Here is a 15375-nt window from a genome sequence, read left to right as displayed (position 1 = left end):
GGCCGCCCGCAGTCGTCCCGTCACATGGTGCTCTCGGGCGCGGGGCTTCCCACCGCGGCCGGTTGCTGCCGGGCCTTCGACATGGCCGGTGCCTCGGTACCGGGCAGCAACCGACTGTAGATCTTGTCAAGAACGACGGCCTGGGCCTCCCAGGTCCACTTCTGCAGCAGCCCCGGATCGTCGTAGGCCGCCCGGTAGCGCTCCGGGTTCGCCAGGACGGCGCGGACCGCGCGGACGTAGTCCTCGATGTCCTGCGCCTTGAAAACCTCGCCCTGGCCTGTCTTCTCCACCATCTCGGCCATGGTGCGGATATCGCTGACCACCAGGGGCAGCTTGGCCTGGGAGTACTCGAAGAACTTGTTACTCAGGGCCAGTTCGTGATTGGCCAGATGATGCAGCGGGCTGACCGCGGCATCGGCTGTGGACAGGAACTCGGGCACCTGCCAGTGCGGCACGAACGGGAGGACGTGGACGCGGTCGCCGACACCCAGTTCCTCGACGAGTTCCACGATCGTGGCCGTGGCGGGGAACGGCTTGCCCGGTGGAGTGGAGACCAGGGCGACATGCACGTCGGGCATCCGCGTGAGGCCTTCGATCATGGTCTCGACACCGCGCACCGGGTTGATGCCACCGCAGTAGGCGAGCAGCGGAGTGTCCTTGTCGACGCCGCACAGCTCGCGCAGGTCGGGCACGGGCCCCGCGCCGGCCACCTCATCAGGGGCCGGCCGTGTCACCGGAGCATTGAGGACCACATAGGGCGTTTCTTTGAGGCTGTGGCCCTCGACCAGCAGTTCGGCGAGCGAGGGCGAGACGGTGATCACCGCGTCGGCGAACACCGCGTGCTCCTTCTCCCACGCCACGTGGCCCGGTAGCCAGCGCCCGTGGTGTGAGTGCAGGCCGGGTACGAACTCGTGCGCGTCCCAGACCAGCTTCACCGGGTGTCCCGCGGCCCGTAGACGGACGGCGGCCCGGGCGCCCACGCCCAGCATGCGGAAGTCGTGCGCGTGGATCAGGTCGGGCTTGAGCTCGTCGATGTGTCGGGCGAAGGCCAGCTCGTAATCCCACAGGTAGGGCAGGAGCCGGCGCCAGGCCCGCTCCCCCATGGTCATCTGCCAGAAGCGGATGAGCGACTTGTCGAACGGCGTGTCGAAGCTTGCTCTCTTACGCGCAGCGCGACGCGTCGCACGCGCGCGCAGTGAGACCCACTTGCTGGTGACCTTAGCCGCGGCCTTGGGCACGGCAAGCCGGACAGACGATCCGCTGGCGCTCGGCCGACCCGGCCCGCCGGCCTTGGCCGCTTCCGCACGGAACCGCAGGTCCGCGCGCCACGCCTTCACCTTCTGCTTCCGGTATGCGGCCACCTGGGGCGTGCGGTAGGCGAGCGGGCTCCGGTAGCGCAACCCCTTCATGTCCTGCTTGCGCGCCCCGAGCCGATTCGGCTTGTGCACAAGCCGGACCTCAGCGCCGCCGAGGTTCCAGGTCTCGGGCTCACGGGTGGGCGAGAGACCGAAGAGAATGACCTCCCAGCCCGCTTCGGCTGCGGACCGCGCCGCCTTCTGGACACGTGAGTCGTTCCGTACCCCGTTGTCGACGAGCATCACCACCCGGCCTCGGGAGGCCGTCGGCCTTCTCTGCCCCACGGCGCTGTCGAGCTCCATATGTGTGTGCCTTTCGTGATCTGAAGCTTCTGGCACGTTGCGGGAGCCCACACGGAAGATCGAGCTCGCACGCCACTTCCGTTCAAAGCGGGCGTCTCGTGCACGCAAAGCGGGCGTCCCCCGCATGGCACCTGGGCGCAAACGGCGCGGCCACATGACCCGGTCGCAGCAAAGCATACCGTCCGATTGCCCGCCCCCACCGCCCCGGTCCTGAGCGGCTGGCAGGCTCTGGGCCTCGAACGCCAGCACGCCAGTATGATCGGGGTTCATCTGCCCAACCGCCCACGTTCATTCGGCACGGCATCCGTCCACGGTCATCCGATCAGGAGCAGCACACGTGAAGGTCATCAGCGTCGTAGGGGCACGCCCCCAGCTTGTCAAGCTTGCCCCCATAGCCGCGGCCTTCGACCAGACGCCTCATCAGCACGTCATCGTGCACACCGGACAGCACTACGACGCCAACCTCTCCGACGTGTTCTTCTCCGGTCTCGGCATCCCGGATCCGGACGTGCACCTCGGCGTCGGCTCCGGCAGCCACGGCGCGCAGACCGGGGCGGTCCTCATGGCCATGGACAAGGTCCTGGAGTCGGAGAAGCCCGACTGGGTGCTGGTGTACGGCGACACGAACTCGACCGTGGCCGGCGCGCTCTCCGCGGTGAAGCTGCACTACCGCGTCGCCCACCTGGAGGCGGGCCTGCGCTCCTTCAACCGGCGCATGCCCGAGGAGCACAACCGCGTCCTCACCGACCACGCCGCCGACCTGCTGCTCGCTCCGACCGAGGAGGCCATGCGTCACCTCGCGAACGAAGGTCTGGCGCACCGCGCCACGCTCGTCGGCGACGTCATGGTGGACGTCTGCCTGCGCATCCGCGACGCCGTGCTCGCCGGTGAGCACCAGCGCCCGACGCTGCCCGAAGGCATCGACGCGGACGGCCCGTACCTGGTGGCGACGCTGCACCGCCCGGACAACACCGACGACCCCGAGCGCCTCGCCGCTGTCATCGGCTCGCTGGCTGCGCTGCCCATCCCCGTGGCGCTGCTGGCGCACCCGCGCCTGGTCGCCCGTGCCGACCAGCACGGCATCAAGTTGGAGCAGGGCGCGGTTAAGGTCGGCCTTCCCCTTCCCTACGCCGGTCTCGTGGGCGCCGTCCTCGGCTCCGCCGGTGTCGTCACCGACTCGGGCGGCCTGCAGAAGGAGGCCTTCCTGCTGGGCCGCGCCTGCACCACGATCCGCCCGGAGACCGAGTGGGTCGAGACCCTGGAGGACGGCTGGAACCACCTCGTGCCGGACCCGCACGAGGCATCGAACTTCACCGAGCTCGCCACGCGCCCTGCGCCCGAAGCCGAGCGGGGCACGCCGTACGGTGACGGGAACGCCGCGGTGCGGGCCGTCCAGGCGATCGTCGGAAGCTGATCCGGACCGCTCGCTCCCGTCACCGTTCCATCAGCCTTCGGAGCACCTCTTGCGCAACGTGATCAAGCGACTCAGGACCCCCGGTCCGGGTACGGTCCTGAAGTCCGGCACCACCCGGACGACAGGCCCGCGGCCCGACGGCACCCGTCCGCACCTGATCTACCTCGCCATCGGCTTCCCACCGGCGGCCAAGAGCTGTGCGTACCGGATGCGCGAGACGGCGAACAAGTTCATCGAACTCGGCTGGGACGTGACCGTGCTCACCATCGCAGAGGAGTCCTGGGAGCGGGAGTACGGTCTTGACCACACCCTCTCCGACCCGGTGGATTCGCGGGTACGCATCGTCGAACTACCCCTCGCCCGTGAGGACCTGGAGACCGACATCCGTCTGTTCACGAAGGACAGGGCGCTCAACCCGACCGGCTGGATGAAGCGGGAGCGCGAGCGCCATCTGGAGCACTTCCCCGAGCTGGTGTTCGGCGGCTGGCGCGAGGCTCTGGAGCAGGGCGTCCTGGACATCCACCGCGAGTTCCCTGCCAAGCTGCTGCTGGCGAGCTGCGCGCCGTACGTCAACCTGGCGGCGGCCTGGAAGTTGTGGCAGGCACACAAGATCCCGTATGCGATCGACTTCCGGGACGGTTGGTCGATCGATGTCATCGGCGGTGGCGAGGCCTTCACCCGTGACTCCGAGGCGGGGCAATGGGAGGACCGGGTCCTGAAGGAGGCCGTCGCGGTCTGGTGCGTGAACGACCCGATCGCGGATTTCTACCGGGAGCGCTACCCGGAGATCGCCGAACGGGTGCACGTCGTGCGCAACGGCTTCGACCCGGACAGTGTGCCTGCCGTGCACGGCAAGCCGGACGCGGAGCACGGCCTGACTTTCGGCTACCTGGGCTCGGTGAACTTCAAGCCGGACTTCCTGGCCACCGTGCTGGACGGCTGGCGGGCGGCAAGGGAGCGCGATCCGCTGCTTGCACGCTCCCGGTTCGAGATCCGCGGGCACATTGGCGCGGGCGCCAGCCGTGAGGCCAACGCCCACATGGCTCTCATCCGGCAGGCCGAGACTGACGGGGTGCTCTTCGGCGGTCCCGTGCCCAAGGCTGAGGTCGCCTCCACCTACGGGCGTTGGGACGCCTTGGTGCTGATGCTGGTCGGCGGGCGCTTCGTCACCTCCGGCAAGGTGTACGAGTTCATGGCCTCCGGGCTGCCCGTGGTGTCCTGCCACGAGGTGGACCACGACGCGTCCAATGTGCTGGCGGGGCACCCGCTGTGGACTGGAGCGTGCGGCCTCGAGGCTGGGGGCATCGCCGAATCGTTCGTCAGGGCGGCCCGGATGGCCGTGGAGGCGACGGACGAGCAGCGCGCCGAGGCGCGGGCCCACGCGAACCGGTTCACCCGCGGTCTGCTGATGGCCCCTGCGGTCCAGAAGCTGACCGAGACCGTGGGCCCGGCGCTCCTTGCGAAGAGCACGCAGGCATGAGCAGGACCGAACAGGGAGTCTTGAAGGGGCCAAGGCGATGGCCCTCCAGCCGAGGGTGCTGTGCACCCGGGTCGGCGCTGCCTTCGCCCCGACCGTGAAGGATCACTCGTTGACCGCCATACCCGGCATCGGTCGTGACCGGCTGCCGTCACTGACCGGACTCCGCTTCTGGGCGGCCCTGTTGGTCGTCCTGTACCACCTGTCCCGCCAGGTCGGCGGCGTACCAGGCCTGAGCGAGGCAGTGTGGTACGGCCGCAGCGGCGTTACGTTCTTCTTCGTCCTGTCCGGTGTCGTCCTCGCCTGGACTTACGATGGCGCGCGCGTCCCCACCAAAGTCTTCCTGTGGCGCCGCCTCGCCCGTATCTGGCCAATGCTCGCCGTCAGCGTCGCGTTCTCGGTCGCCGTATGGGCCGTCATGGACCACCCCGTGTCCCTCAAGGCGGTAACCGCGACCCTGCTGCTCGTGCACGCCTGGTCCCCGGAACCGGTCATCTTCACCGGCGGCAACCCGGCAGCCTGGTCCCTCAGCGACGAGGCCTTCTTCTACCTGTGCTTCCCGTCCCTGCTGGCCGTGTTCGCCGGCCGCCGTGCCCGGATCTGGGCCTGGACCACGATCACCGTCACGTGCACCGCCCTGCTGCTGTGGCCCGCCCTGTCCGGCCTGGAGACCACCACTCGCAGCTGGGTCCTGGACTACCTGCCGCTCACCCGCTCGCTGCAGTTCCTCCTGGGGGTGGTCGCCGGGCTCGCTCTCAAGCGCGGTTGGAGACCCCCGGTACCCCTGGGTGCGGCGATCGGACTCGTGATCGCCTGGCACCTGATCCTGATCCCCTGGCACCACACCGTGCCCGATGCCCTCTGGTACAGCCCCTACACCGCCTCACAGTGGCTGTCCGCCCCGATCTTTGCCGCACTGATCTGCGCGGCCGCCCGCGCAGACCTCGACGGCCGACGCACCGGACTGGGCGGCCCCTGGATGATCCGGCTCGGACACTGGTCCTTCGCCTGGTACCTCATCCACGAGATCGTCATCCGAGCCGCCGTCTACCACTGGGGCAAGCCCACTTCCGCCAGCGGGACCCTCGTCTTCTGGGCAGGCGTCCTGGCCACGAGTCTGACCCTCGCAGCCCTGGCATACCACAATGTGGAACGCCCCGCCGAGCGCCGACTGCGCCGTATCGGACCGTCCGCCCGTCCCATCCCGGCGTCCGTCACCACCGGGATGTGACAGCCGCCTTCGGACACAAAGACTTCGGCCCTGCCCCATGCGTTACCCGGGACAGGGCCGAAGTCGTAGTGCCTACGTGGTTCAGCCGCCGATGACGACCCGGCGGACGCCCTTCCATGCCTCCGAATCCGTCGTACGACGCCCGTCGACCAGTACCTTGACGTCCGGCAGGTCCGCCGGGGTCAACGCCCGGTACTCGGCGTGGTCAGCCTGCAGGATCGCCGCAGTGACCTTCTCACCGGCGTGCGGGGTGAGGCCCAGCTCGGCGAGTTCCTCGTCGGTGTACATCGGGTCGGAGACGAACGGGACCGCGCCGCGCGCCTTCAGCGCCTCGACGGTGGGAAAGACGCCCGAGAAGGCCGTCTCCTTCACACCACCGCGGTAGGCGGCGCCCAGCACCAGCACGTTCACGCCCGCCAGGTCGCCGTATGCCGCCGCCAGCAGGTCGACCGCGTACTGCGGCATCGCGGCGTTCGCCTCGCGCGCGGAGCGCACCACGGTCGCCTGCGGATCGTTCCACAGGTACATCCGCGGGTAGATCGGGATGCAGTGGCCGCCGACGGCGATGCCCGGCTGGTGGATGTGGCTGTAGGGCTGTGAGTTGCAGGCCTCGATGACCTTCTTGACGTCGATGCCGTTCTGGTCGGCGAAGCGCGCGAACTGGTTGGCCAGACCGATGTTGACGTCGCGGTAGGTGGTCTCGGCGAGCTTGGCGAGCTCCGACGCCTCTGCCGTGCCCAGGTCCCAGACGCCGTTCGGCCGCGGCAGGTCCTCGCGGGCGTCGAAGTCGAGGACTGCCTCGTAGAACTCCACGCCGCGGCGGGTCGACGCCTCGTCGATGCCTCCGACCAGCTTCGGGTAGCGGCGCAGGTCGGAGAAGACGCGGCCGGTGAGCACCCGCTCCGGTGAGAACACCAGGTGGAAGTCCTCGCCCGGGGTCAGGCCCGATCCCTCGGCCAGCATCGGCGCCCATCGGGTCCGGGTGGTGCCGACGGGCAGTGTGGTCTCGTAGGAGACGAGCGTGCCGGGCCTGAGGCCCTGGGCGATCGCCCGGGTGGCGGCGTCCATCCAGCCGAAGTCCGGGACGCCCTCCGCGTCGACGAACAGCGGGACGACCACAACGACGGCCTCGGACCGGGCGACCGCGGCCGCGGTGTCCGTGGTCGCGCTCAGCAGCCCCGCGCTGACGGTCTCCTTGAGCTTGACGTCAAGGTCGTGCTCACCGGGGAACGGCTCGATGCCGACACTGACCAGCTCGACGACCTTCTCGTTGACGTCCGCGCCGATGACCTGGTGGCCCTTGGAAGCGAACTGCACGGCCAGCGGAAGCCCTATCTTGCCGAGCGCTACTACACAGATGTTCATGGAGGGTCGCTACTTCCTTTTGGAACCGTTCGACTTCTTGGCACCGCTCGGCTTCGAACCGACGAGCCCGGCCTTCAGACGCCGGGCGAGGGCCTTCATCGCCCGGAGGACGAGTGTTCTCTTCGGGGGGAACATCTGGGCGGTGGCAATCACCACGCGCCCCTTGTCGTTCACCATGGCTGAGGCCCTGTAAGGGTCCTCGCGCCTGCCCCACCGGCGGGCCAGTGGCATGGGCTTGTCCTTGCCGCGCACGGGGATCTCGTACGTCGAACCGGCAACGTCCAGGTACACCCGCAGGCCCCGCTTGACGGTGCGCAGTTCGAGCGGGAGGCGGACGTGCAGCACCGTGGCGGCACCCTCCGGTGCGGGCTCCAACCTGATGTCTCCCTCCAGTGCCGGAAGGGTGCGGTCGGCCGGCAGCCTCCTGGCCCCGGGCTTGTCCGCGGACTTGGGCATGGCTCCCTGCGCCAGCCGCACCGTGGCACCGCCGGCGTCGCCGGCGACGGGCACCCTGACGGACGCCGTGTAGGCGAGCCGGCCGTCCTCCTGCTCCCAGGCGGAGGCGAGGAGTTCGGTGCCCTGGGCGAGCGGACCGGGGACCGCCTCCCCGAGGACCTCGTAGCAGCGGTCGGGCACGCCGACCAGGGAGTCGCGGAAGCCCGGGTAACGGGCGTGGGCACGGTCGCCCTCCAGGAGGAACGGAGGCGCTCCGTTCTGCTTCTCGGAGGTGATCGCCTCGCACAGCTCGTCGACCGCACCGGCCCGGGCCAGGCAGATGCGCACCCGGCGCTTCACGTCCATGGCGTCGCGGATACCGTCGGTGAAATAGGTGTCGGCGAGCCGTGCGATGCCCGCGCAGATCTCTCGCCGCAGGTCGCGGTCCAGGGCGGGGAAGTCGTCCTGGATGAGCTTGGCCAGCTCCCAGGTGAAGTGCCGGCGCAGCACGGCGTCACGCTTCGGGCCCGCCTCGATGAGGCCGGCCGTGAAGTCCATGATCTCGGCCGTGCACCGCAGCCGTGCCAGGTGGTCGGCGCGGTAGGTGATGTTGCTGGCATCGCCCCGCTTCACCGCGTAGTAGCAGGTGTAGTCGGCCACCACCGAGATCTTCCGTGCGCGCACGCACGCCTCGATGGTGAACGGCTGGTCGCTGCCCACCGGCAGATGCTCGGGGAAGCGCAGTTTGTGCTGTTCGACCAGTTCACGGCGGAACAGCTTGGTGTTGGCAAGAGTGAAGGGCAGCGCGGAGTCGTAGAGGCTGACGTCCGGGGCGCTCTCCTTGTACAGCGCCTGGTGGACGTACCTCCCGTTGGTGCCGACCATCTTGCCGACGACGACGTCCGAGCGGTGTTCGTCGGCGCAGGTGACCATGCGCTCCAGCGCCTGGTCGCCGAGGTGGTCGTCCGAGCCGATGAAGTAGACGTACCGGCCCGTGGCGACGTCCAGCGCCCGGTTGCTGGGGGCGGCGGGGCCCCCGGAGTTAGCCTGGTGGATCACCTTGACGGTGCCCGGGTACAGCTCCGCGAAGCGGTCGAGTTCACGGCCGCTGTCGTCGGTGGAGCCGTCGTCGACCGCGACGATCTCCAGTCTGTCCCGTCCGATGCTCTGCCCGACCAGGGAGTCCAGGCACTCCGTGAGGTACGGCATGGTGTTGTAGACGGCGACGACCACGCTGACATCAGGTGGGGTACCCACCTGGCTCTCAGGCGCCATGGATAGCCAGGTCCTCCGACTGAAGTGACACGCTGCGGCTGTCCCTCGCCGACTCGAGCACCGCCGCCGCGACCTCCACCGTCCGCATGCCCTGGCGCAGGGTGCAGATGTCGGCGGGCTTGCCGAGTACGGCGTCCCGGAACAGTTCGTGTTCGACGAGGAGCGGCTCTCGCTTCTGGATGGCGTACCGGATCATGTCGCCTTCGGAGACGCCCCGGAATGCCTGCAGCACCTCCCACTCGGTCGCCACCGCGGCGTTGGAGTGGAAGGTCAGGTCCGCGGTGAGGGTGTCGGCGATGAAGCAGCCGCGCTCGCCGGTGACGGAGGTGAAGCGCTCCTTGAACGGGCTCAGCCAGTTGACCAGATGGTTGACCATGGTGCCGTCGTCGAGGCGGCCGACCGCGGAGACCATGTCCTCGTGTTCGCGGCCGCTCTTGTGGACGGTGTGCGCGGCGATGGACACGTACTCGTGCCCCGTCACAAAGCCGGTGAGGTCGATGTCGTGGGTGGCGAGGTCCTTGACCACACCGACGTCCGCTATGCGATGCGGGAAGGGGCCCTGGCGGCGGGTGACGACCTGGTAGACGTCGCCGAGTTCGCCGGCCTCCAGACGGGCCCGCAGCGAGCGCAGCGCCGGGTTGCACCGCTCGATGTGCCCCACACCGGCGACCAGACCGCGCGACTCGAACGCCTCGACGAGGCGGCGTGCCCCTTCGACCGTGTCCGCGACCGGCTTCTCCACCAGCGCACAGACGCCGGCCCCGGCGAGCTGCAGGCCGACCTCCTCGTGCAGCCCCGTGGGGCAGGCCACGACGGCGTAGTCGACGCCCAGGTCGATGAGTTCGTCGACGGTGTTCACAATGGGCGCGCCCTGGGAGGCCCCGTACTTGTCGCCCATCGGGTCGACGATGCCGACGAAGTCGACGCCCTCCAGGCCGGCGAGGACACGGGCGTGGTGGCGCCCCATGGAACCGAGGCCGATGAGTCCGGCCCGAAGGGGGCTGACGGTGGTCACAGGTGCTCCCCCAGCGCGTTCACGGCGGTCACGATGCGCTCCAGGTCTCGCGCCGACAGCGCGGGGTGGACGGGCAGCGACACGACCTCGGCGGCCGCGCGCTCCGTCTCCGGCAGTTCCCAGACGCGGCCGGCCTTCTGGTCCGGTTCCCAGTACGGCTTCAGCCGGTGGATCGGGGTCGGGTAGTACACGGCGTTGCCGACACCGGCCTCGGCGAGGCGCGCCATGGCGGCGTCGCGGTCACCGCGGACCCGCACGGTGTACTGGTGGTACACGTGCCGGGCGCCCTCGGCGACCTTCGGCGTGACCACGTTCGGCGCGGTGATGTGCTCCGTCAGGTACGCGGCGTTGGCGATGCGCTGCTCGGTCCAGCCCTCCAGCTTGGCGCGCTGGACCCGGCCGATCGCCGCGGAGACGTCCGTCATGCGCATGTTGGCGCCGACGATCTCGTTGGCGTAGCGCTGCTCCATGCCCTGGTTGCGCAGCAGCCGCAGGGTGCGGGCGACCTCCGCGTCGGCGGTGGTCACCATGCCGCCTTCGAGGCTGTGCATGTTCTTGGTCGGGTAGAAGCTGAACGTTCCGGCGGTGCCGAACGCGCCCACCGGGGTTCCGTCGAGCGAGGCGGCGTGCGCCTGGCAGGCGTCCTCCACCACGGCCAGGCCGTGCCGTTCGGCGATGGCCGTGATCTGGCCCATGGCGGCCGGGTGGCCGTAGAGGTGGACGGGCATGATCGCGGCGGTACGCGGTGTGATGGCCGCCTCGACGGCGGCGGGGTCCACACAGAAGGTGTCGGGCTCGATGTCGGCGAAGACCACGTCGGCGCCCACGAGCCGCACGGCGTTGGCGGAGGCGGCGAAGGAGAACGACGGCACGATGACCTCGTCACCCGGACCGAGGCCCAGCGCCAGCAGTGTCAGGTGAAGCGCGGAAGTACCGGAATTGACCGCGACGCAGTGCCGCATGTTCACCAGCTCGGAGAACTCCGCCTCGAAGGCGGCCACCTCGGGGCCCTGTACGACCCTGCCGCTGCGCAGGACGCGTACGGCGGCCTCGATCTCCTCCTCCCCGATCACGGGCTTGGCTGCTGGTATCGGCTCGTGGGTGTCGGTCATCGACATCCCCCCTCCTCTTCGGCGACCACGAGGGCGCACCACTTCGTGACGGGTCGGGAAAGGACGGTGCCGAGCGCGCGTGTCCGCTCCCTGAAACGTTCGCCTGCAGGCGTGGCGGCGAACGGTGTTCGCTGAAGACCCTCCCCCCAGAAGGCTCTTGCGAGAGGGACCAGCCGTGCTGTGGAAGGGGCCACCGCACACGCGCTTCGGCTGTGGTCCGGCGCGCCTGCCAGCAGCGGCCGGAACCGCAGTCACGTTACCAGCACAGAAGCAAAATTTTTCCTCAGGGTTACGACAGAGAGACCTTGGCTTGACGGCTGATCGGTCACATCCGGCACGCAGAGTGACCAGGTCGTCAAGGACGGGCGACGGACCTTGGACACGCCGCGGCCGGCCCGGGCGCGGGACACCGAGTCGGTGTCCCGCGCCGTTCGCTCGGGCACCCCGAGGGGCGAGGGCCCGGTCAGTCCTCCGTGGCGGCGGAGACGGACGGGGCCGCCTGCTGCGCCGCCGCCGTCTTCTTCGAAGCCGTCTTCGCCGCCTTCTTGGCCGTCGTCTTCTTCGCGGCCGTCTTCTTGGCCGTCGTCTTCTTGGCGACGGCCTTCTTGGTGGCGGTCTTCTTGGTGGCGGTCTTCTTGGTGGCGGTCTTCTTGGTGGCGGCCTTCTTCGCCGTGGCCTTCTTGGCCGCCTTGCGCGCCGTCTTCTTGGCGAGCGCCGGCGCCTCGGCCTCTGCCTCGGTCGCGGCCTGTGCCTCCGCGGCCGCCCCGGTCTCCGCGGGGGCCTCCGCCTCCGCAGGGGCCTCCGCCTCTCCCGCCGACGGGACGACCACGACGGCCGCCTCCTCGGACGAGGTGGGCGCGGTGGCCTTGCGCACGGCACGGCGGCGCGGACGGGCCGGAGCGACACTCTCGGCGGGCGCCTTGGCCGGCTCGACGGCCTCCTCGGCGCCGGCCTGCGGCCCGGCCCCGGCCGGTGCCTCCTCAGCGGCCCGCGGCTCGGGTTCGGCGACCGTCACCACGACCTCCTCGGGCGTGCCAGGGGCACCGGACGGCGCCGACACCTTGCGGGTGGCACGGCGGCGCGTACGGCCCTTGGGTGCGGCCTCCTCCTCGGCCGGAGCGGGCGCCTCGGCGACCGGCGCCTCGACGGCGGGCTTCGCGACGGCCGGCTCCTCGGCCGCCACCGGCTCGGCCACCGCCTCCGCCTCCGCGGCCTGGACCCGCTTCGGCGCACGCTCGCCGGTACGGGACTTCGGGGCCCGCTCCTCGGTCCGCGGCGCACCCGCCGGGGCCGACGCCCGCCGGGTCGCCCGGCGCCGCGCACGGCCCCGGGACGCGGCGGCCTCCGCCTCGGCGATGCTGCTGTACAGCTCCTCGTCCGGCGCGAAAGCCTCCGCGGCGGCGGGCTCGGGCAGCGCGACGGCCGCGGGGACCGCCTCGGGCTCCTCGGCGGGCGCCTCGGCCTCCGTGACCGCCGTCTCACGCACCTCGGGCTCCTGCTCGGCACCGCCCCGGCCGCGCTTCTTGCGCTTGCCACCGGCGGGCGGGGCCGCCTGGTCCATGTGCACGATCAGGCCGCGGCCGTTGCAGTGGACACAGGTCTCGGAGAAGGACTCCAGCAGACCCTGTCCGACGCGCTTGCGCGTCATCTGCACCAGACCCAGCGAAGTCACCTCGGCCACCTGGTGCTTGGTGCGGTCCCGGCCCAGGCACTCCAGCAGGCGCCGCAGCACCAGGTCCCGGTTGGACTCCAGCACCATGTCGATGAAGTCGATGACGATGATGCCGCCGAGGTCGCGCAGCCGCAGCTGGCGCACGATCTCCTCGGCCGCCTCCAGGTTGTTCCTGGTGACGGTCTCCTCCAGGTTGCCGCCCTGGCCGGTGAACTTGCCGGTGTTGACATCGATGACGACCATCGCCTCGGTCCGGTCGATCACCAGCGAACCGCCGCTGGGCAGCCAGACCTTGCGATCCAGCGCCTTGGCGAGCTGCTCGTCGATCCGGTAGGTGGCGAAGACGTCGACCTCGCTGGTCCACCTCTGCAGGCGTTCGGCCAGGTCGGGCGCGACGTGCGAGACGTATCCGTGAATGGTCTCCCACGCCTCGTCACCGCTGACGACGACCTTGGAGAAGTCCTCGTTGAAGATGTCGCGCACGACCCGGACCGTCATGTCCGGCTCGCCGTACAGCAGCGTCGGCGCGCCGCCGTTCTTCGCCTTCTTCTGGATCTCCTCCCACTGCGCCTGCAGCCGCTCGACGTCCCGGCGCAGCTCCTCCTCGCTCGCGCCCTCGGCGGCGGTGCGCACGATGACGCCCGCGTCCTCGGGGACGATCTTCTTGAGGATGGTCTTCAGCCGGGCCCGCTCGGTGTCGGGCAGCTTGCGGCTGATGCCGGTCATCGAGCCCTCGGGCACGTACACCAGGTAGCGGCCGGGCAGGGAGACCTGGCTGGTCAGGCGGGCGCCCTTGTGTCCGATCGGGTCCTTGGTGACCTGGACGAGGACCGACTGCCCGGACTTCAGCGCGGACTCGATGCGCCGCGGTCCGCTCGCGAGGCCCAGCGCCTCGAAGTTGACCTCGCCGGCGTACAGGACGGCGTTGCGGCCCTTTCCGATGTCGATGAAGGCGGCCTCCATCGACGGCAGGACGTTCTGCACCTTGCCCAGGTAGACGTTGCCGACGTACGAGGTCGACTGCTCCTTGTTGACGTAGTGCTCCACGAGCACACCGTCCTCGAGCACGCCGATCTGCGTACGGTCGCCGTTCTGCCGGACCGCCATGACGCGCTCGACGGCCTCGCGGCGGGCGAGGAACTCGGCCTCGGTGATGATCGGCACCCGGCGGCGGCCCTGCTCGCGGCCCTCGCGGCGGCGCTGCTTCTTGGCCTCCAGGCGTGTCGAGCCCTTGATGGACTGCACCTCGTCGCTGGGGTGCTCCTCCTTCTTGCGGGGCTCACGGATCTTGACGACCGTACGCTCGGGCTCGTCGACGGCCGGCTCGGCGCCGGCCTCCTCACCGGCCCGGCGGCGGCGACGGCGGCGGCGACGGCTGCCGACCGTGGCGGCGGAGGCCCCCGCCTCCTCGCCGCGCTCCTCCTCGGCCGCCTCCTCGGCGTCCTCCGCCACCTGCTCGGCGGTGTCCTCGGTGTCCTGCGCGGCCTGTTCGGCGGCGAGTTCCTCGCCCTCCGCACCCTCGGGGGCCTCACCACGGCGACGGCGACGGCCACCGCGGCGGCGGCGGCGCCGCGCACCGGGCTCCTCGGCCTCCTCACCCTCGGCGGCCTCCTCGGCCTCCTCAGGCTCCTCGGGCTCCTCCACCTCTTCGGCGGTCTCCGGCACCGGCGCCCCGGCCTCCTCCTCGCCACCCCGGCGACGGCGACGGCGACGCGGGCCGGCGGCCTCCTCCGGCTCCTCGGCCTCCTCGTGCTCCGCGGCCTCGGCGGCAGCGGCAGCGGCGGCCCGCTCCGGGGTCTGGAACATGGGCTGGGTGAACACGGGCGCCTGGAACACGGCGACGGTGGGCCGCACGGGCCGCTGCACGGCCTCGGGCGTCTCCTCGCCGGCGGGCTGCGCGGGCTCGGCGAAACCGGCGGCTGCCTTGCGGACGACGCGACGGCGCGTGCGGCGCGGGGCGGTCTCCTCGGCGGCGGGGGTCTGAGCGGCCGGGGTCTCCACCTCGGCGGCGGGGGTCTGAGCAGCCGGGGTCTCCGCCTCGGTGACGGTGGCCTCCTCGGCCTCGGTCTCCTCCACGGCGGCGGGCGCGGACACCCGGCGGGCGGCCCGGCGACGGGTGCGGCGGGGGGCCTCCTCGGTCCCGGGTGCCTCCTCCGTCCCGCGGGTCTCCTCGGCGGCGGGCACCGGTGCGGCCGGCTCGCTCACCGGCGCCTCCTCGACATCCGCGGTCACGGGCTGAGCCTCGGTGGCCCCGACGGTCTCGACGGCCCCAGGAACCTCCGTGGCCACGGGAGTCTCGGCTGCCCCGGCAGCCGCCGGAGCTCCGGCGGGCGAGGTGGCACGGCGCGTGGTCCGACGACGGGTGCGCCGCGGGGCCTCCTCCTCGGCCTCCTCGGCAGCCGGCTCCGCCACCTCGGCAGCGGCGTCACCGCCCGCGGGCACCACGACCTCCGCGGCCTCCGCCGCCGGCGCACCGGCAGGCGTCGACACGCGCCGCGTCGCACGACGACGCGCACGAGGCGCAACGGGCTCGGCCGGCTCGTCGGCTGTGGCCGCGGCAGCCGCCCCGGCCCCCCCGGAAACGGCGGCCTCGGCCTCCGCCTCCGTCTGCTGGATCTCTTCCGCCCCGGTGACCTCGTCGGTCTCGATGTCCTCCGCGGCCGGTATGGCCGGCGCCGCAGGGGTCACCACCTCGCCCGCCGCGGTGTCGGCGGTCGCGGC

9 protein-coding genes are annotated in these 15375 nt (G+C 70.9%); 3 read left to right on the top strand and 6 right to left on the bottom strand.

What is annotated here, in order from left to right:
* Window positions 1-20: 20 nt before the first annotated feature.
* Window positions 21-1658 carry a glycosyltransferase family 4 protein gene (locus ACFSL4_RS01240; RefSeq protein ID WP_381077195.1) on the bottom strand — a complete coding sequence of 546 codons (1638 nt, stop codon included), beginning with the start codon at window positions 1656-1658 and terminating at the stop codon, window positions 21-23.
* Window positions 1659-1995: 337 nt separating this feature from the next.
* Here ACFSL4_RS01240 and wecB point away from each other — a divergent pair, with 337 nt between their 5' ends.
* From wecB to ACFSL4_RS01225, 3 genes are all read left to right on the top strand, one after another.
* On the top strand, window positions 1996-3072 hold the full coding sequence (wecB, locus tag ACFSL4_RS01235; RefSeq protein ID WP_381077193.1) for a non-hydrolyzing UDP-N-acetylglucosamine 2-epimerase: 1077 nt from the start codon (window positions 1996-1998) through the stop codon (window positions 3070-3072).
* Window positions 3073-3280: 208 nt separating this feature from the next.
* The gene (locus tag ACFSL4_RS01230; protein ID WP_381077697.1) at window positions 3281-4552 is read left to right on the top strand and encodes a glycosyltransferase; all 1272 of its coding nucleotides are present in this window, start codon (window positions 3281-3283) and stop codon (window positions 4550-4552) included.
* 109 nt (window positions 4553-4661) lie between these two features.
* On the top strand, window positions 4662-5780 hold the full coding sequence (locus ACFSL4_RS01225; RefSeq protein ID WP_381077191.1) for an acyltransferase family protein: 1119 nt from the start codon (window positions 4662-4664) through the stop codon (window positions 5778-5780).
* Between the two features lie 81 nt (window positions 5781-5861).
* Here the strand turns inward: ACFSL4_RS01225 and ACFSL4_RS01220 are convergent, their stop codons facing one another.
* The 5 genes from ACFSL4_RS01220 to ACFSL4_RS01200 all read right to left on the bottom strand — a co-directional run.
* Window positions 5862-7145, bottom strand: a complete 1284-nt coding sequence (locus ACFSL4_RS01220; protein WP_381077188.1) for a nucleotide sugar dehydrogenase — start codon at window positions 7143-7145, stop codon at window positions 5862-5864.
* Between the two features lie 9 nt (window positions 7146-7154).
* Window positions 7155-8855: a glycosyltransferase family 2 protein gene (locus ACFSL4_RS01215; protein WP_381077185.1), complete on the bottom strand. Its 1701-nt coding sequence runs from the start codon at window positions 8853-8855 to the stop codon at window positions 7155-7157.
* The gene (locus ACFSL4_RS01210) at window positions 8845-9870 is read right to left on the bottom strand and encodes a Gfo/Idh/MocA family protein (RefSeq protein ID WP_381077183.1); all 1026 of its coding nucleotides are present in this window, start codon (window positions 9868-9870) and stop codon (window positions 8845-8847) included. The genes ACFSL4_RS01215 and ACFSL4_RS01210 overlap by 11 nt, the downstream gene beginning before the upstream one ends.
* Window positions 9867-10982, bottom strand: coding sequence for a DegT/DnrJ/EryC1/StrS family aminotransferase (locus ACFSL4_RS01205; protein WP_381077180.1), 1116 nt, complete (start codon window positions 10980-10982; stop codon window positions 9867-9869). Before ACFSL4_RS01205 ends, ACFSL4_RS01210 begins: the two co-directional genes overlap by 4 nt.
* 463 nt (window positions 10983-11445) lie before the next feature.
* On the bottom strand, window positions 11446-15375 hold a 3930-nt coding region (locus ACFSL4_RS01200), incomplete at its 5' end, for an Rne/Rng family ribonuclease (protein WP_381077178.1).

Source organism: Streptomyces caeni, assembly GCF_042678285.1.
GTDB classification, from domain to species: domain Bacteria; phylum Actinomycetota; class Actinomycetes; order Streptomycetales; family Streptomycetaceae; genus Streptomyces; species Streptomyces caeni.
Note: the sequence above shows the minus strand (reverse complement) of the source record. Positions and strands in the feature narration are given on the sequence as shown.

Bases quoted from the DNA above. Each gene is read 5' to 3' on its own strand.
- ACFSL4_RS01240 (WP_381077195.1), bottom strand. From the start codon at position 1,658: ATGGAGCTCGACAGCGCCGTGGGGCAGAGAAGGCCGACGGCCTCCCGA.
- ACFSL4_RS01230 (WP_381077697.1), top strand. From the start codon at position 3,281: ATGCGCGAGACGGCGAACAAGTTCATCGAACTCGGCTGGGACGTGACC.
- ACFSL4_RS01220 (WP_381077188.1), bottom strand. From the start codon at position 7,145: ATGAACATCTGTGTAGTAGCGCTCGGCAAGATAGGGCTTCCGCTGGCC.
- ACFSL4_RS01215 (WP_381077185.1), bottom strand. From the start codon at position 8,855: ATGGCGCCTGAGAGCCAGGTGGGTACCCCACCTGATGTCAGCGTGGTC.
- ACFSL4_RS01205 (WP_381077180.1), bottom strand. From the start codon at position 10,982: ATGACCGACACCCACGAGCCGATACCAGCAGCCAAGCCCGTGATCGGG.